At 73.0% G+C, this 16,125-nt stretch carries 13 protein-coding genes and 1 rRNA gene; 8 read left to right on the top strand and 6 right to left on the bottom strand.

All coding sequences use genetic code 11. The annotated features are described in order from the left end of the window. Nucleotides 1-43 precede the first annotated feature (43 nt). The gene (locus ACZ5WK_RS13050; protein WP_465547417.1) at nucleotides 44-1,762 is read left to right on the top strand and encodes a bifunctional 3'-5' exonuclease/DNA polymerase; all 1,719 of its coding nucleotides are present in this window, start codon (nucleotides 44-46) and stop codon (nucleotides 1,760-1,762) included. A gap of 20 nt (nucleotides 1,763-1,782) precedes the next feature. Here ACZ5WK_RS13050 and dhaM read toward each other — a convergent pair whose 3' ends face one another. Continuing rightward, entirely contained in the window at nucleotides 1,783-2,175 is a 393-nt protein-coding gene (gene dhaM / locus ACZ5WK_RS13045) for a dihydroxyacetone kinase phosphoryl donor subunit DhaM (RefSeq protein WP_405361533.1), read from the bottom strand. A gap of 228 nt (nucleotides 2,176-2,403) precedes the next feature. On the opposite strand from dhaM, the gene dhaK reads away from it, so the two are divergent. Together dhaK and dhaL are read left to right on the top strand one after the other, a co-directional pair. Continuing rightward, nucleotides 2,404-3,399: a dihydroxyacetone kinase subunit DhaK gene (gene dhaK / locus ACZ5WK_RS13040; RefSeq protein ID WP_465547416.1), complete on the top strand. Its 996-nt coding sequence runs from the start codon at nucleotides 2,404-2,406 to the stop codon at nucleotides 3,397-3,399. A gap of 14 nt (nucleotides 3,400-3,413) precedes the next feature. Then, complete coding sequence (gene dhaL, locus ACZ5WK_RS13035; RefSeq protein ID WP_465547415.1) at nucleotides 3,414-4,046, top strand: dihydroxyacetone kinase subunit DhaL; 633 nt, start codon at nucleotides 3,414-3,416, stop codon at nucleotides 4,044-4,046. Here the strand turns inward: dhaL and ACZ5WK_RS13030 are convergent. Then, a complete protein-coding gene (locus ACZ5WK_RS13030; RefSeq protein WP_465547414.1) occupies nucleotides 4,037-5,212 on the bottom strand; it encodes a PP2C family protein-serine/threonine phosphatase in 1,176 nt (391 codons plus the stop codon). The genes dhaL and ACZ5WK_RS13030 overlap by 10 nt on opposite strands. A gap of 149 nt (nucleotides 5,213-5,361) precedes the next feature. Between ACZ5WK_RS13030 and ACZ5WK_RS13025 the strand changes: the two genes are divergently transcribed. The 3 genes from ACZ5WK_RS13025 (at nucleotide 5,362) to ACZ5WK_RS13015 (ending at nucleotide 9,133) form a co-directional block, all read left to right on the top strand. Then, the gene (locus ACZ5WK_RS13025) at nucleotides 5,362-6,300 is read left to right on the top strand and encodes a PrsW family intramembrane metalloprotease (RefSeq protein WP_465547413.1); all 939 of its coding nucleotides are present in this window, start codon (nucleotides 5,362-5,364) and stop codon (nucleotides 6,298-6,300) included. A 239-nt stretch (nucleotides 6,301-6,539) separates the two neighbouring features. Next, entirely contained in the window at nucleotides 6,540-6,758 is a 219-nt protein-coding gene (locus ACZ5WK_RS13020; protein ID WP_465547412.1) for a heavy-metal-associated domain-containing protein, read from the top strand. An 86-nt stretch (nucleotides 6,759-6,844) separates the two neighbouring features. Then, complete coding sequence (locus ACZ5WK_RS13015; RefSeq protein ID WP_465547411.1) at nucleotides 6,845-9,133, top strand: heavy metal translocating P-type ATPase; 2,289 nt, start codon at nucleotides 6,845-6,847, stop codon at nucleotides 9,131-9,133. A 61-nt stretch (nucleotides 9,134-9,194) separates the two neighbouring features. Here ACZ5WK_RS13015 and ACZ5WK_RS13010 read toward each other — a convergent pair whose 3' ends face one another. From ACZ5WK_RS13010 to recD2, 3 genes are all read right to left on the bottom strand, one after another. After that, a complete protein-coding gene (locus tag ACZ5WK_RS13010) occupies nucleotides 9,195-9,914 on the bottom strand; it encodes an SDR family NAD(P)-dependent oxidoreductase (protein WP_405361525.1) in 720 nt (239 codons plus the stop codon). A 528-nt stretch (nucleotides 9,915-10,442) separates the two neighbouring features. Further along, nucleotides 10,443-11,732: a citrate synthase gene (locus ACZ5WK_RS13005; RefSeq protein ID WP_465547410.1), complete on the bottom strand. Its 1,290-nt coding sequence runs from the start codon at nucleotides 11,730-11,732 to the stop codon at nucleotides 10,443-10,445. A 224-nt stretch (nucleotides 11,733-11,956) separates the two neighbouring features. Continuing rightward, complete coding sequence (gene recD2 / locus ACZ5WK_RS13000) at nucleotides 11,957-14,203, bottom strand: SF1B family DNA helicase RecD2 (RefSeq protein WP_465547409.1); 2,247 nt, start codon at nucleotides 14,201-14,203, stop codon at nucleotides 11,957-11,959. A 158-nt stretch (nucleotides 14,204-14,361) separates the two neighbouring features. Here recD2 and ACZ5WK_RS12995 point away from each other — a divergent pair, with 158 nt between their 5' ends. After that, complete coding sequence (locus ACZ5WK_RS12995) at nucleotides 14,362-15,171, top strand: VOC family protein (protein WP_465547408.1); 810 nt, start codon at nucleotides 14,362-14,364, stop codon at nucleotides 15,169-15,171. Between the two features lie 132 nt (nucleotides 15,172-15,303). Next, a complete protein-coding gene (locus ACZ5WK_RS12990; RefSeq protein WP_465547407.1) occupies nucleotides 15,304-15,756 on the top strand; it encodes a GNAT family N-acetyltransferase in 453 nt (150 codons plus the stop codon). A gap of 76 nt (nucleotides 15,757-15,832) precedes the next feature. On the opposite strand, the gene rrf is transcribed toward ACZ5WK_RS12990, so the two are convergent. Continuing rightward, nucleotides 15,833-15,949: ribosomal RNA gene (gene rrf / locus ACZ5WK_RS12985) — 5S ribosomal RNA — on the bottom strand. Nucleotides 15,950-16,125 lie beyond the last annotated feature (176 nt).

Here is a 16,125-nt window from a genome sequence, read left to right as displayed (position 1 = left end):
ACCGTCGAGGTCCCTGCCCGTCCGCCCGAGAGGAGGAGCCCCCATGGCACCCCGGATCGCCCTCGTCCCCGACCCGCACGGCCCCGGCGGCCGGCTCCAGCCCCTCGACGACGCCGGAGCCCCGCTCGGCCCGCCCAGCGCCGCCCCCGACCTCGCCGCCGCCGTCGCCGCCGCCGCCGAGCGGGCCGGCACCGTGCGCTGGGTCTGGGCGGCCGCCGACAGCGCCTACGCCCCGCTGCTCCCCCGGCTGCCCGACCGGCTCGCCCGCTGCCACGACCTGCGGCTGACCGAGGCACTGCTGCTGGCCCACGAGGGCCGGTTCGGCGCGCCGCGCTCGCTCGGCGCCGCCTGGGCCCGGCTCCGCGGCCTGCCCGTCCCGGCCGACCTGCCCGAACCCGGCTCCGCCGAGTACGACGACGGGCAGGACACCCTGTTCGCCCCGGACCGGCTGCAACTGCCGCCCGGCGCCGACCCGCTGGCCGCCGTCGTCGCCGTCCACGCCGAGCAGCAGCGCCGGCTGGCCGCGATCACCGACCCGGCGGCGCGCTCCCGGTTCCGGCTGCTGGTCGCCGCCGAGTCGGCCGGCGCGCTGGTCGCCGCCGAGATGGCGTACGACGGCCTGCCGTGGCGCGCCGACATCCACGACCGGCTGCTCACCGAGCTGCTCGGCCCCCGCCCCACCGTCCCCGGCAGCCGGCCCAGACTGCTCGCCGAGCTGGCCGCCGAACTCCAACAGGCCCTCGGCGGGCGCCCCTTCAACCCCGACTCGCACAGCCAGGTGCTGCGCGCCTTCGCCGACCGCGGCATCCAGCTCGGCTCCACCCGGTCCTGGGAGCTGAAGGGGGTCGACCACCCGGCCGCGAAGCTGATGGTCCGCTACAAGGAGCTCTCCCGGATCCACGCCGCGCACGGCTGGGCCTGGCAGGACGCCTGGGCCCGCGGCGGCCGGTTCCGCCCCGAGTACGTGGTCGGCGGCGTGGTCTCCGGCCGCTGGGCCAGCCGGGGCGGCGGAGCCCTGCAGATCCCCCGCATCCTGCGCCGCGCCGTGGTCGCCGACCCGGGCTGGCTGCTGGTCGTCGCCGACGCCGCCCAACTGGAGCCGCGCGTCCTCGCCGCCCTCTCCGAGGACGCCGGCCTGGCCCGCACCGCCGCCGGCGGCGACCTCTACGAGGCGCTGGCCGCCTCCGCCTTCCAGGGGGACCGCGACAAGGCCAAGCTCGGCCTGCTCGGCGCCATGTACGGGCAGACCAGCGGCGACATCGGCCCGCTGCTCGCCACCCTGCGCCGCCGCTACCCGGCCGCCATGGGCTACGTCGAGGCGGCCGCCCGCACCGGCGAGGACGGCGGCGTGGTCGCCTCCCGGCTGGGCCGGGTCTGCCCCCCGCCCTCCGCCGACTGGCTCGACCTCACCGAGGCCCCGGAGACGGCCGGGGACGCCGGCGGCCGCTCGGCCCGCGCCCGGGGCCGCTTCACCCGCAACTTCGTGATCCAGGCCAGCGCCGCCGACTGGGCGCTCGCCCTCCTCGCGGCGCTGCGCCGCCGGCTGGGCGCCCTGCCGGTGGCGGATCCGGCCGACCGGCCGCACCTGGTCTTCTTCCAGCACGACGAGGTGATCGTGCACACCCCTGCCAACCTGGCCGACGAGGTGGCCGCCGCCGTCGCCGCCTCCGCCGACGAGGCCCGGCAGCTGGTCTTCGGGGACACCCCGGTCCGGTTCCCGCTCAGCACCGCCGTGGTGGACTGCTACGCCGACGCCAAGTAGCGGCCGCAGCTCGCGGCCGCTCAGAGCTTGCGGAAGGTCCGCGCCTCCTCGGCCGCCGCCACCACCTCGGCCAGCGCCGCCCCGGTGGAGGCGGTGACCGCCGCCGAGACCGCGCCCTCCACGAAGGGCGCGTCCACCAGCACCACCCCGGGCCGCGGCTCGTCCTCCAGCACCGTGACGGCGGTCAGCACCGAGCTGCCGAGGTCCGGCAGCACCACCACGCCCGCCCCGCCGTCCGCCTCCGTGACGGCCCGGGCGATCAGGTCGTAGCTGGTGCCGATCCCGCCCTCCTCCGTGCCGGCCGCCACCACCACCCGCACCGCGTCCGAGGCGAGTTCCCCCAACAACTGCTTCAGCCCGGCGGCCAGCTGCGCGCTGTGCGAGACCAGGACGATGCCCACGTAGTCGCTCATACGCCGACCCTACGGCGGCCCCGCTGCTCCGCACGAGTGACCCGTGCCCCGTGTCGCGCCCGGTGCCGCCGCCCCCGCCCCAGCCCCACCGGCCACCGACCGAACGCCTTGGCTCCGCCCGAACCCCGCCCCGCCCCGGGACACGCCGCCCCTCGCCGTACCCCGTGCCGCCGCCCCCCATCTGGCGTAGCGTCGGGTCAGCATCGTCTGCCGAGGGAGCGAAGCGCCGTGAAGAAGCTGATCAACACCCCGGAAAGCGTCCTGGAGGACGCGCTGGCCGGATTCGCCGCCGCCCACCCGGAGTTGACGGTGGACCTCGCGAACCGGGTGATCACCCGGGCCCTCCGCCCGCCGGCCTCGAAGGTCGCGCTGGTCTCCGGCGGCGGCTCCGGCCACGAGCCGCTGCACGGCGGCTTCGTCGGCCGCGGGATGCTGGACGCCGCCTGCCCGGGCGAGATCTTCACCTCCCCGGTGCCGGACCAGATGCTGGCCGCCGCCAAGGCCGTGGACTCCGGCGCGGGCGTGGTCTTCGTGGTGAAGAACTACACCGGTGACGTGATGAACTTCGAGCTGGCCGCCGAACTCGCCGCCGAGGAGGGCCTGGAGGTCCGCACCGTGCTGGTCGACGACGACGTCGCGGTCGAGGACTCGACGTGGACGGCCGGCCGCCGCGGCACCGGCGCGACCGTGCTGGTGGAGAAGATCGCCGGCGCGCTGGCCGAGCGCGGCGCCACGCTGGACGACGTGGCCGCGATGGGCCGGCGGGTGAACGCCGCCTCCCGTTCCTTCGCGATCGCGCTGACCGCCGCGACCGTCCCGGCCGCCGGCAAGCCCGGCTTCGACCTGCCGGAGGACGAGATCGAGGTCGGCGTCGGCATCCACGGCGAGCCCGGCCGCCGCCGCGAGAAGCTGCGCCCGGCCCGCGAGCTGGCCGCCGAGGTGGTGGAGACGATCCTCGCCGACCACCAGCTGACCGCCGGCGACGAGGTGATCGCCCTGGTGAACGGTCTCGGCGGCACCCCGCTGCTGGAGCTGTACATCGTCTTCGGCGAGGTGGCCGCACGGCTGGCCGAGCGCGGCATCACGGTGGCCCGCAACCTGGTCGGCAACTACGTCACCAGCCTGGACATGGCGGGCTTCTCGCTCACCCTGGCCAAGGCCGACGGCGAGCTGCTGGAGCTGTGGGACGCCCCGGTGGACACCCCCGCCCTCAAGCGGGCCTGAGAAGAGGGACGGACATGGACTTCGACACCCCGCTCGCCGAGGCCTGGGTGCGCGCGATCGCCGCCGCCGTGGAGAAGGAGCAGCAGCGGCTCACCGAGCTGGACTCCGCGATCGGCGACGGCGACCACGGCAGCAATCTGCAGCGCGGTTTCACCGCCGTGCTGGCCGCTCTGGACGGCCTCGACCCGGCGGGCCCGGGGGCTGTGCTGACCAAGGCCGGTACGACGCTGATCTCCAAGGTCGGCGGCGCCTCCGGACCGCTGTACGGGAAGGCCTTCCGTGCTCTCGGCTCCGCCCTGCCCGCCCCGGCCGGCCCGGCCGTGTTCGGCGACGCGCTGGCGGCCGGACTCCGGGCGGTGCGGGACCTCGGCAGGGCCGAGCCGGGCGACAAGACCATCGTGGACGCCTGGACCCCGGCACTGGCCGCCTACCGGGCCGCGGTGGCGGCGGGCGCCGGCCTGCCGCAGGCGGCCGGGGCGGCGGCGGACGCGGCCGAGCGGGGCGCGCTCGCCACCGTGCCGCTCCAGGCCCGCAAGGGCCGCGCCTCCTACCTGGGCCCGCGCAGCGTCGGCCACCAGGATCCGGGCGCGACCTCGACGGCCCTGGTCTTCCGTGCCCTCGCCGAGGTCACCGCGGCTCAGAGCTGATCGGTCCGGGTGATCAGGAGCAGCAGGGCGTCGTCCCGCAGCTCCCCGCCGGTGTGCTCCAGCAGGTCGGCGTAGACCCGGCCGACGGCCGCCTCCAGCTCCGTGGCGGAGCGGGCCGCGCCCCGCACCAGCGGGCCGACCCGCTGCGCCAGCGGGTAGAACTCGCCGTTCCGGCGGTGTTTGGCCTCGATCACGCCGTCGGTGCAGAGCACCAGCACGTCGTCCTGGCCGAACGGCTGGTCCCAGCTGGTCGGCTCGCCGGCGGCCAGCCGGCCGAGGCCGAGCGGCACCCACGGATCGGGCGCGTCGAGGACGTGCACCCCGCCGTCCGGGTCCACCCGGATCGGCGGGACGTGCCCGTACTGGAGCAGCTCCATCACCCCGGGTGTGCGGAACTCCGCGAACAGCGCGGTGGTGAACTCCCCGGCCGGCGCGTGCCGCTCGACGCTGGCCTCGATCCGGGCGGCCACCCCGCGCAGCCCGGCCTCGTCGTACGCGGCCTCGCGGAAGGCGCCGAGCACCACGGCGGCGGTCTGCACGGCTCCCAGGCCCTTGCCGCGGACGTCCCCGACCGCCACCCGGGTGCCGTGCGGGGTCTCCAGGACGGAGTAGAGGTCCCCGCCGATCCGCGAGGCGTCGGCGGCGGAGACGTACCGGACCGCGAGGCGCAGCGGTCCGACGACCGGGCCGGGCAGCCGCAGCAGCGCCCGCTGGGCGGCCTCGGCGACGGAGCTGACGGCCGCGAAGGCCGCGGCCCGGCGCATCCTGAGGTGGGCGACCCAGGCGGAGAACAGGGTGAGCAGCAGGTAGCTGACCATCGCGCCGTAGAGGAAGCGCTCGTCGTTGACGTTGTCGACCTCGTCGTAGTGGCTGAGGCCGAACAACGCGAAGAGGCCGAGCAGGCAGACCATCAGCAGTTCGACGGGCCGCAGCGTGAGTGCGGCGATGGTGGGGACGACTGTCATCAGCGGCGCGAGGTAGCGGTCCTTGCCGGAGAAGAGGTCCGCGAGCCCGACCAGCCCGATCGCGATCAGCGCCGGGGTCGCCCGGCGCCAGAACGGCACGTCCTGGAGGTCGGCGGCGAGCAGCGCGCCGCGCCGCCGGCCCGGCGACAGGCCCACGGCGGTCGGGACCGCGGGCGACTGGGCTCGGCGGATCGGGAACACATATCGAACATAACGGACGATCAGCCACCTCACCCCCGCACCCCGGGGCCGGCCCCGCCCACCCGAGCCGCACTGGGCCAATCGGTACCGAAATGACCGCTTTGTCATACAGTGCGACTAAAAGCGGCTCGCAAGGGAGGCCATCACCGGTGTCCGGATACCGCAACACCCCCCGCATCTCCGACCCGCCGGCGCGTGCGGCGGCACGTCCCGGCCAATGGCTCAGGATCTTCCTGGTCGGCCTACTGCTCTGGGTCGCCACCGTCGCCGTCACCTTCCTGACCGGCAACAGCAACCTGGTGCCGACGATCGTGCTGCTCGGCAGCTTCCTCGTGCCGGCCACGATGGTGGTCTGGGCGTACGAGCGCTACGCCGCCGACCTGGGCGCGGACCGGATCCTCGCCTGCTTCGGCATCGGCGGCATCATCGGCGTACTCGGCGCCTCGGTGCTGGAGACGTACCTGCTCTCCCCCTCGGCCTGGACGTACCTCGGCGTCGGCCTGATCGAGGAGGCGGTCAAGCTCGCCGCCCTGGTCGTGATCTGCCGGCACCTGCGGGTCGGCGGCCTGCGCTACGGGCTGGTACTGGGCGCCACGGTCGGCGCCGGCTTCGCCGCCTTCGAGAGCGCCGGCTACGCGTTCAACGCGGTGCTCAGCATCCAGGGCCTCTCGCTCAGGAACCTGGTCGAGACGGAGATCCTGCGCGGCGTCCTGGCACCGGTCGGACACATCCTGTGGACGGCGATCCTCGGCGGGGTGCTCTTCCGCGAGCGGCGCGGCGGCCACTTCCGCCTCACCCCTCCGGTCGCGCTCACCTACCTCGGCGTCGCCCTCCTGCACGCGCTCTGGGACTCGACGAGCGCCATCGCGGTCTGGCTGGTCGCGAGGACCACCACCAGCGACCGGCAGCGCGCCCTGTTCGACCTCGGCTACCTGCCGGACCCGACCGGCGAGCAGGTCCACCTCTACACGCTCTACGACGCCCTGGGGCTGGTCGTGGTCGCGCTGGGCGGCCTCCTCTGGCTGCGGCTGCTGATCCGCCGCGAGCGCGCCACGATCCCGGCCCAGCTCCCGGCAGCCCCCGCCTGAACGACCCCCGCAGGACCGCACGCTGCGCCTGAATCCGCCCGCCACCCGGCGCGGATTCGGGCGCAGCGTGTTCGGGCGCATACGCTCTGCTCTCGGACCGCGTCCGCGCCGCCGGGCGGCCGGATGCGATCCGCACCACATCACCCCCTTCCCTGGGTCATACCCCGCAGGGGTATGGTGTTATCAGACGAACAGCCCGGGCACGTGCCCGCGGCGGTACAGACCTCCCGGAGGCTCCGATGTCCAGCACCATCACCTACACCGTGACCGGCATGAGCTGCGGCCACTGCGAGAGCTCGGTCAGCAAGGAGCTCTCCGCGCTGGCCGGCGTCACCGAGGTGGCGGCCGACGCCAAGGCCGGCACCGTGACGGTCCTCTCGACGGCCGAGCTGGACGACGAGCAGGTCCGCGCGGCCGTCGACGAGGCCGGCTACGAGCTGGTCGGCCGGTCCGCCTGAGCCTCGCGGCCCTCGAAGACAGACCACACGGCGGGGCCCGCACCCCGCGGCCCCCGCCGTACGCTCTGACCAAGGAGCTGACCAGCATGAGCACCACCTCCACCCCGGGCGTGGCGGCCCTGCGGGAGCGCGTCGAGCTGTCCATCGGCGGCATGACCTGCGCCTCGTGCGCCGCCCGGATCGAGAAGAAGCTCAACCGGATGGAAGGCGTCGAGGCCACCGTCAACTACGCCACCGAGAAGGCCCGGGTCGACTTCGGGCCCGGGGTGGACGTGGCCGACCTGATCGCCACCATCGAGCAGACCGGCTACACCGCCGAACTCCCCCCGCCGCCCGCCACCGCCCCCGAGGCCGCGGCCGCCGGGGCCGGCACGACGCCCGAACAGCCCCCCGCCGACCCCCTGCTGGACCGCCTGCTGGTCAGCGCCGTGCTCAGCGTCCCGGTGGTCATGCTGTCGATGATCCCGTCGATGCAGTTCACCAACTGGCAGTGGCTGGCCTTCGCGCTCACCGGCCCCGTGGTCGTCTACGGCGGGCTGCCGTTCCACCGCGCCGCCTGGACCAACCTCAAGCACGGCGCCGCGACCATGGACACCCTGGTCTCGCTCGGCACCCTGGCCGCCTTCGGCTGGTCGTTCTGGGCCCTGTTCTGGGGCGACGCGGGCATGGCCGGCATGCGGCACTCGTTCTCGCTCTCGGTCGGCGCCACCGACGCCTCGTCCACCCTGTACCTGGAGACGGCCGCCGCCGTCACCGTGCTGATCCTGCTCGGCCGCTACCTGGAGGCACGCTCCAAGCGGCGGGCCGGCGCCGCCCTGCACGCCCTGCTCGACCTCGGCGCCAAGGACGTCACCGTCCTCCAGGACGGCGGGGGCGGACGCGAGGTCCGGCTGCCGGTGGACCGGCTGACCGTCGGGATGCGCTTCGTGGTCCGCCCGGGCGAGAAGATCGCCACCGACGGCGTGGTCGTCGAGGGCGCCTCGGCCGTGGACGCCTCGATGCTGACCGGCGAGTCCGTACCGGCCGAGGTCGCGGTGGGCGACGCCGTCACCGGTGCCACGGTCAACGCCGGCGGCCGGCTGGTGGTCGAGGCCACCCGGGTCGGCGCCGACACCCGGCTCGCCCGGATGGCCCAGCTGGTGGAGGACGCGCAGAACGGCAAGGCCGCCGCCCAGCGGCTGGCCGACCGGATCTCCGCCGTCTTCGTGCCGGTGGTCATCCTGATCGCGCTCGGCACCCTGGTCGGCTGGCTGCTGGTCTCCGACAGCCCCACCGAGGCGTTCACCGCCGCCGTCGCCGTGCTGATCATCGCCTGCCCGTGCGCGCTCGGCCTGGCCACCCCGACCGCGCTGCTGGTCGGCACCGGCCGCGGCGCCCAGCTCGGCATCCTGATCAAGGGCCCGGAGGTGCTGGAGACCACCCGCAAGGTGGACACCGTCGTCCTGGACAAGACCGGCACCGTCACCACCGGCCGGATGACCCTGCTCGCCGTCCACACCGCCGAGGGCACCACCGAGACCGAGGCGCTGCGCCTGGCCGGCGCGGTCGAGCACGCCTCCGAGCACCCGATCGCCACCGCGATCGCCACCGCCGCCGCCGACCGGACGGGCGAACTGCCCGGCGTGGAGGGCTTCGAGAACGTCCCCGGCCTCGGCGTCCGGGGCACCGTCGAGGGCCGCGCCGTGGTCGCCGGCCGCGCCGCCCTGCTGGCCGACCGCGCGCTGCCCCTCCCGCCGGCGCTGGCCCGGGCCGAGGCGGACGCCGAGGCCGCCGGGCGGACCGTCGTCGCCGTCGGCTGGGACGGCGAAGCGCGCGCCGTCCTGGAGGTCGCCGACGCCGTCAAGCCCACCAGTGCCGAGGCCGTCGACGGCCTGCGCGCCCTCGGGCTGACCCCGATGCTGCTCACCGGCGACAACGCCGCCGTGGCCCGGGCGGTGGCGGCCGAGGTCGGCATCAGGCCGGACGACGTGATCGCCGAGGTGCTGCCGGAGGAGAAGGTCGCCACCGTGCGGCGCCTCCAGGCCGAGGGGCGGGTCGTGGCCATGGTCGGCGACGGCGTCAACGACGCGGCCGCCCTCGCCCAGGCCGACCTGGGCCTGGCCATGGGCACCGGCACCGACGCCGCCATCGAGGCCGGCGACCTCACCCTCGTCCGCGGAGACCTGCTCGCCGCCGCCGACGCCATCCGGCTCTCCCGCCGGACCCTGGCCACCATCAAGGGCAACCTCTTCTGGGCCTTCGGCTACAACGTGGCGGCGATCCCGCTGGCCGCCGCCGGACTGCTCAACCCGATGATCGCGGGCGCTGCCATGGCCTTCTCCTCGCTCTTCGTGGTCACCAACAGCCTCCGGCTGCGCCGCTTCCGGGCCGCCTGAGACCGACGTGAGAGGGCCCGGACCGAGCTCGGTCCGGGCCCTCTCACGTCCATGCGTCCGCTCAACGGCCGAGCAGCTCGCCGCCGTTGCAGTGCAGGATCTCTCCGGTGACGAAGCCGGCCTCCGGCGAGGCCAGGAAGTAGACCGCCGCCGCCACCTCGCCGGCCTCCCCGATCCGGCCGAGCAGCGTCCGGGCCGCCCGCCGGGAGACCTCGGCCTCGTCCAGCCGCGGGCCGAAGAACTCGGTGCCCGCGACCGTGCCCGGGGCGACGATGTTGGCGGTGATGCCCGAGGTGCCGAGCTGGGCGGCCAGGAAGTGGTTCCAGGCGTGCAGCGACGCCTTGGCGGCCCCGTACGAGCCGGCGCCGCGCAGGGCGGCGATCGAGCTGACGGTGACGACCCGGCCGGAGCCCGGGGTGAGCCGGTCCCGGATGGACTCGGTGAGCAGCACCACGGTCAGCACGTTGCGCTCGAAGTCGCCGCGCCAGCGGGCCAGCAGGGCGTGCGGACCGCCGCCGATCACGGTCTCCCGGCTGCCGGCGTTGTTCACCAGCACGTCGATCCGCTCGGGCAGTTCACCGAGCGCCGCCTCGACGGCGTCCGGGTCGGCGAGGTCGCAGACCAGCGGGGTGACGTTCGGGCCGAGGTCGGCCGCGGCCTGTTCGAGCACCGCCCGCCGGCGGCCGACGATCACGACCTGTTCGCCCGCCTCGGCGAACCGGCGGGCCACCTCGTACCCGATCCCCGTGCCACCGCCGGTGACAACGACGTTCCTGGCCATCTGCGCACTCCCTCCCCAGTTCCGCCGCCACGCTGCGAGGGTGCGGGACGGTCCGTACCGGAATGCCACGATTCCTATCACGCTCGGTTGCCGTCACTGTGGGGAGGGTGACGTTCCCGCCGGCGGAAGGTGTGATATGGGCCCGGTACGGCGCGCACACGGAGCGTGGCGAGAGGCAGGTCACACACCCCGGGCGTAACTTCTCGCACCCTGATACGTCTTAGGTTGGTAGTGCGGCAGTTTTTCCGGTGGGCGGGGACGTGGCGAACGGCTTCACGTCTCCGCGCGGACACCGACTGCCGCCGACGGGGCTCCGGCGGGCCCCGGGACGGTCGCCGACCTGTCGGCGGCCTTCGCGCACGGCGCCGGGGAGTGGCGGGTCTGGGACGCTTTGAGCGGCCGTCCCGGGCTGCGGCCGCCCCCGGAGTCGTGCGCCGTACGTTTCCACCCTCGCGGGTGACGGCGAAGGGCCCGGCCGCACGGTGCGGCCGGGCCCTTCCTGGTCCTGCGTCAGCGGGCGCCGGAGCCTCAGCGGGCGCCGAGCTCCACGTAGTCGCGGATCGCGGTGCCGGTGTAGATCTGGCGCGGACGGCCGATCCGGCTGGTCGGGTCGTTGATCATCTCGTGCCAGTGGGCGATCCAGCCCGGCAGCCGGCCGAGCGCGAACAGCACGGTGAACATGCTGGTCGGGAAGCCCATGGCGCGGTAGATCAGGCCGGTGTAGAAGTCCACGTTCGGGTAGAGCTTGCGCGAGACGAAGAAGTCGTCCTGCAGCGCGTGCTCCTCCAGCTTGAGCGCGATGTCGAGCAGCTCGTCGGACTTGCCGAGCTGGCCGAGCACCTCGTGCGCCAGCAGCTTGACCTGCGCGGCGCGCGGGTCGAACGCCTTGTACACGCGGTGGCCGAAGCCCATGAGCTTGACGCCGTCCTCGCGGTTCTTCACCTTGCGGATGAACGCGTCGACGTCGCCGCCGTCCTTCTGGATGCTCTCCAGCATCTCCAGGACGGCCTGGTTGGCGCCGCCGTGCAGCGGGCCCCAGAGCGCCGAGATGCCGGCCGAGATCGAGGCGAACTGGTTGGCGTGGCTGGAGCCGACCAGGCGGACCGTGGAGGTCGAGCAGTTCTGCTCGTGGTCCGCGTGCAGGATAAGCAGCTTGTCCAGGGCGTTGACGATGACCGGGTTGAGCTCGTAGTCCTCGGCGGGCACCGCGAAGGTCATCCGCAGGAAGTTCTCGACGTAGCTCAGGTCGTTGCGCGGGTAGACGAACGGCTGGCCGACCGACTTCTTGTACGCGTAGGCCGCGATCGTCGGCAGCTTCGCCAGCAGGCGGACCGTCGACAGGTGGCGCTGGCCGGCGTCGAACGGGTTGTGGCTGTCCTGGTAGAAGGTGGACAGCGCGCCGACCACGGACGACAGCATCGCCATCGGGTGGGCGTCCCGCGGGAAGCCCTGGTAGAAGCGCTTGACGTCCTCGTGCAGCAGGGTGTGCTGGGTGATCTCGCGGTTGAACTCCGACAGCTGGTCGGCCGTCGGCAGCTCGCCGTTGATCAGCAGGTACGCGGTCTCGATGAAGCTGCCCTGCTCGGCGAGCTGCTCGATCGGGTAGCCGCGGTAGCGCAGGATGCCGTTGTCGCCGTCCACGAAGGTGATCGCGGACTTGTACGCGGCGGTGTTACCGAAGCCGTTGTCCAGGGTGACCAGGCCGGTCTGCGGGAGCAGCTTCGAGATGTCGAAGCCGGCGTTGCCCGCAGTGCTCTCGACGACGGGGTACTCGTACTCGCCGTCCTGGTACCGCAGTACTACCGAGTTGTCGCTCACGTCTTCCTCACCGACGAAATGAATCCTCTTCCAAGGTGCCCTGACTGTCTCTACCATCCCCCATCTGGCGGACAGCCGCGCACCCGGGGTGGCCCGAAAGGGACCGCCCCTACAAAACCTGCCGCCGCAGCCGGTACGAACCGGACAAGATCGGCACCACACCAGGCTCTGCCGTAAATCTCTTCACGTCAAGAGAACAATAGAGGCAACCATCCGTTGGAGAATCATCCAGTGGCCAGCCGATGGTCCAGCGCGGCATGCCTCCTACCTGCGCTGACGGTTCGAACGGCCTGGGCGATCGCCTTCCGTGACCCCACGAGCACCACGAGTTTCCTCGCCCTGGTCACAGCGGTGTAGAGCAGATTCCGCTGGAGCATCGTCCATGCGGACGTGGTGACCGGAATCACCACCACCGGATACTCGCTCCCCTGCGACCGGTGGATCGTCACCGCGTACGCGTGCGCCAACTCGTCCAGCTCGTCGAAGTCGTACGGCACCTCCTCGTCCTCGTCGGTGAGCACGGTCAGCCGCTGGTCGTCCACGCTGAGCGAGGTCACCACTCCCACGGTGCCGTTGAAGACCCCGTTCCGCCCCTTGTCATAGTTGTTCCTGATCTGCGTGACCTTGTCCCCCACCCGGAACGTCCGCCCGCCGAACCGCCGCTCCGCCAGCCCTTCCCGGGCCGGCGACACCGCCGCCTGCAACAGCGTGTTCAGGTTCCCCGCGCCCGCGGGGCCCCGGTGCATCGGCGCCAGCACCTGGACGTCCCGCCGCGCGTCGAAGCCGAACCGCTGCGGGATCCGCCGCGCCACCACGTCCACCGTCAGCCCGGCCGCCCGCTCGGCGTCGTCCTCCACGAACAGGAAGAAGTCCGCCAGCCCCTCCGTCATCGGCGGCAGCCCCTCGTTGATCCGGTGCGCGTTGGTCACCACCCCCGACTGCTGGGCCTGCCGGAAGATCCTGGTCAGCCGCACCGACGGGATCGGCCCGCCCTCCGCGAGCAGGTCCCGCAGCACCTCGCCGGCGCCCACCGACGGCAGCTGGTCCACATCCCCCACGAACAGCAGGTGCGCCCCCGGCGCCACCGCCTTGACCAGCTTGTTCGCCAGGATGAGGTCCAGCATCGACGCCTCGTCCACCACCACCAGATCGGCGTCCAACGGCCGGTCCCGGTCGTACGCGGCGTCCCCGCCCGGCCGCAGCTCCAGCAGCCGGTGCACCGTCGACGCCTCCACCCCGGTCAGCTCCGCAAGCCGCTTCGCCGCCCGCCCGGTCGGCGCCGCCAGCACCACCTTGGCCCGCTTCGCCAGCGCCAGCGTCACGATCGACTTCACCGTGAACGACTTGCCGCAGCCGGGACCGCCGGTCAGCACCGCGACCCTCTCGGTCAGCGCCAGCCGCACCGACTGCTCCTGCTCCGGGGCCAGCTCCGTGCCCGTCCGCTTCGCCAGCCAGCCCAGTGCCGCCGGCCAGTCCACGTCCGCGAACCACGGCATCCGGTCCGACTCCGCCCGCAACAGCCGCAAGAGCTGGTTGGAGAGGGAGATCTCCGCCCGGTGGAACGGCACCAGGTACACCGCGGTGATCGGCTCGCCGCCCTCCCCCGGCACCGACTCCCGCACCACCCCCTCCGCGGCCACCAGCTCCGCCAGGCAGTCGATCACCAGCCCCACGTCCACCTGGAGCAGCTTCACCCCGTCCGCGATCAACCGCTCCTCCGGCAGGTAGCAGTGCCCCTGGTCGCTGCTCTGCGACAGCGCGTACTGCAGCCCCGCCTTCACCCGCTCCGGACTGTCGTGCGGAATCCCCACCGCCTGCGCGATCCGGTCCGCCGTCAGGAAGCCGATACCCCAGACGTCCGACGCCAGCCGGTACGGCTCGTTCTTCACCACCCCGATCGAACCGTCCCCGTACTGCTTGTAGATCCGCACCGCCAGGGAAGTGGAGACGCCGACGCCCTGCAGGAAGACCATCACCTCCTTGATGGACTTCTGCTCCTCCCACGCCACCGCGATCTTCTTGGTCCGCTTCGGCCCCAGCCCCGGCACCTCGATCAGCCGGCCCGGCTCGTGCTCGATCACCTCCAGGGTGTCCACCCCGAACCGCTCCACGATCCGCTCGGCGAACCGCGGCCCGATCCCCTTGATCAACCCCGAGCCGAGATAGCGCTGGATGCCCTGGATCGTCGCAGGCAGCACCGTCGTGTAGTTCTCCACCACGAACTGCTTGCCGTACTGCGGATGCGACCCCCACCGCCCGTGCAGCCGCAGCGACTCCCCCGGCTGCGCCCCCAGCAGCGCGCCCACCACCGTCAGCAGGTCGTTGCTGCCGCGCCCGGTGTCCACCCGCGCGACCGTGTAGCCGGTCTCCTCGTTGGCGTACGTGATCCGCTCCAGGACGCCCTCGACCTGGGCGAGCTGACGCGGCGGGCCCGCCGGACCCGCCGGCGCCTGCTGAGTCTGCCTGGCCACCCGGCCCCCTCTACCAGTACGGGTGCAGTTCCGCTACGCACCGTACCGCCCGGGTGCGACACCGGGCGCCCTGGTGCCAGGCTGGTAGACGCAGAGGGGGACCTTCCGTCCTGCCCGCGCCCCATCGCGACAGGCATCGCCCGAGGAGCAGTGCCGCCATGCTCACCACCGCCTTCGCCCCCGGCTCGCCCAACTGGCTCGACCTCACCAGCCCGGACACCGCCGCCTCCGTCACCTTCTACACCACCGTTTTCGGCTGGACCTTCGCCTCCACCGGCCCGGAGGCCGGCGGCTACGGCCTCTTCCAGCAGGACGGCCGCACCGTCGCCGCCCTCGCCCCGCACCGTGCCGCCGCCGACCCGGCCGAAGGGACCACCCGCCCCGGCTGGACGATCTACTTCCGCACCCTCGACGCCGACCGGACCGCCGAACTCGTCGAGGCCGCCGGCGGCACGGTCCGCCTCGCCCCGTTCAGCGTCTTCACCGACGGCCGGACGGCCGGTTGCACCGACCCCGCCGGTGCCGAGTTCGCCGTCTGGGAGCCCCGCGAAACCCCCGGCCTGGACGCCGTCACCGAACCCGGCACCTTCTGCTGGGCCGAGTGCTACAGCGTCGACGCCGAGGCGGCCAAGACCTTCTACCGCGCCGTCTTCTCCTGGCAGGAACAGGACGTCCCGCTCGGCGAGGTGATGTACACCGTCCTCACCCCGGCCGGCGGCGGCACGGACGACGCGCACGGCGGCATCATGCAGCTCGGCCCCGAACAGACCGCCGCCGGCACCACCTCGCACTGGCTCCCCTACATCGAGGTCCGGAGCGTGGACGCCGCCGTCGCCCTCGCCGAACAGCTCGGCGCGACCGTCCGGATTCCCGCCATGGACGTCCACGGCGTCGGCCGACTCGCCCAGCTGATCGACCCGCACGACGCCGTCTTCGCCGTCATCACCAGCGCGGCGGAGGGTGGGTGACGCCGGGTCATCCGCCGGGAGGGCCATTGGGGGGCCTGGAGGGCTGCTGTGGGGCACAGCCGGGCCGCGGAGAGGTAAGGGAGCGGGGCAGGGGGTTGGTCGGGCTTCCAGGGGTCCGCCTAGGCTGTGATCATGACCGACCTGACGATCCGCCGGGCCACCGCCGACGACCTTCCGGCGATAGTGGCCATGCTCGCCGACGACACCCTGGGCGCCACCCGCGAGAGCCCCGACGACCTCACCCCGTACCGCGACGCCTTCGCCCGCATCGACGCCGACCCGCACCAGCACCTGGTCGTCGCCGAACGCGCCGGCCGGACCATCGGCACCCTCCAGCTGACCGTCGTCCCCGGCCTCTCGCGCAAGGGCTCCACCCGGACCATCATCGAAGCGGTCCGGATCCACGCCGACGAGCGCGGCAGCGGCCTCGGCACGGAGCTGATCCTCTGGGCCGTCGACCGCTCCCGCGAACTCGACGCCGACCTCGTCCAGCTCACTTCCGACGCGACCCGCACCGACGCCCACCGCTTCTACGAGCGCCTCGGATTCGTCGCCTCGCACCTCGGCTTCAAACTCGCGCTGTAGTTTTCGGAACACCGTTGTCCCGGAAACGCAAAGAACCCCCGATCCGTGACGGATCGGGGGTTCTTTGTGAATGATTGTTCGGCGGCGTCCTACTCTCCCACAGGGTCCCCCCTGCAGTACCATCGGCGCTGTGAGGCTTAGCTTCCGGGTTCGGAATGTAACCGGGCGTTTCCCTCACGCTATGACCACCGAAACACTATGAAACTGTCAACCGCACCACGACAGGCCATGTCATGGGGTCGTTGTTTCAGAACAACACAGTGGACGCGAGCAACTGAGGACAAGCCCTCGGCCTATTAGTACCGGTCAACTCCACCCCTCACAGGGCTTCCATATCCGGCCTATCAACCCAGTCGTCTACTGGGAGCC

The organism is Kitasatospora sp. NPDC032757, assembly GCF_055579305.1.
Note: the sequence above shows the minus strand (reverse complement) of the source record. Positions and strands in the feature narration are given on the sequence as shown.

Excerpts from the sequence above, each read along its gene's own strand:
- ACZ5WK_RS13050 (WP_465547417.1), top strand. The coding sequence starts at position 44 with ATGGCACCCCGGATCGCCCTCGTCCCCGACCCGCACGGCCCCGGCGGC.
- dhaM (WP_405361533.1), bottom strand. The coding sequence starts at position 2,175 with ATGAGCGACTACGTGGGCATCGTCCTGGTCTCGCACAGCGCGCAGCTG.
- dhaL (WP_465547415.1), top strand. The coding sequence starts at position 3,414 with ATGGACTTCGACACCCCGCTCGCCGAGGCCTGGGTGCGCGCGATCGCC.
- ACZ5WK_RS13020 (WP_465547412.1), top strand. The coding sequence starts at position 6,540 with ATGTCCAGCACCATCACCTACACCGTGACCGGCATGAGCTGCGGCCAC.
- ACZ5WK_RS13015 (WP_465547411.1), top strand. The coding sequence starts at position 6,845 with ATGAGCACCACCTCCACCCCGGGCGTGGCGGCCCTGCGGGAGCGCGTC.
- ACZ5WK_RS13010 (WP_405361525.1), bottom strand. The coding sequence starts at position 9,914 with ATGGCCAGGAACGTCGTTGTCACCGGCGGTGGCACGGGGATCGGGTAC.
- ACZ5WK_RS12995 (WP_465547408.1), top strand. The coding sequence starts at position 14,362 with ATGCTCACCACCGCCTTCGCCCCCGGCTCGCCCAACTGGCTCGACCTC.
- ACZ5WK_RS12990 (WP_465547407.1), top strand. The coding sequence starts at position 15,304 with ATGACCGACCTGACGATCCGCCGGGCCACCGCCGACGACCTTCCGGCG.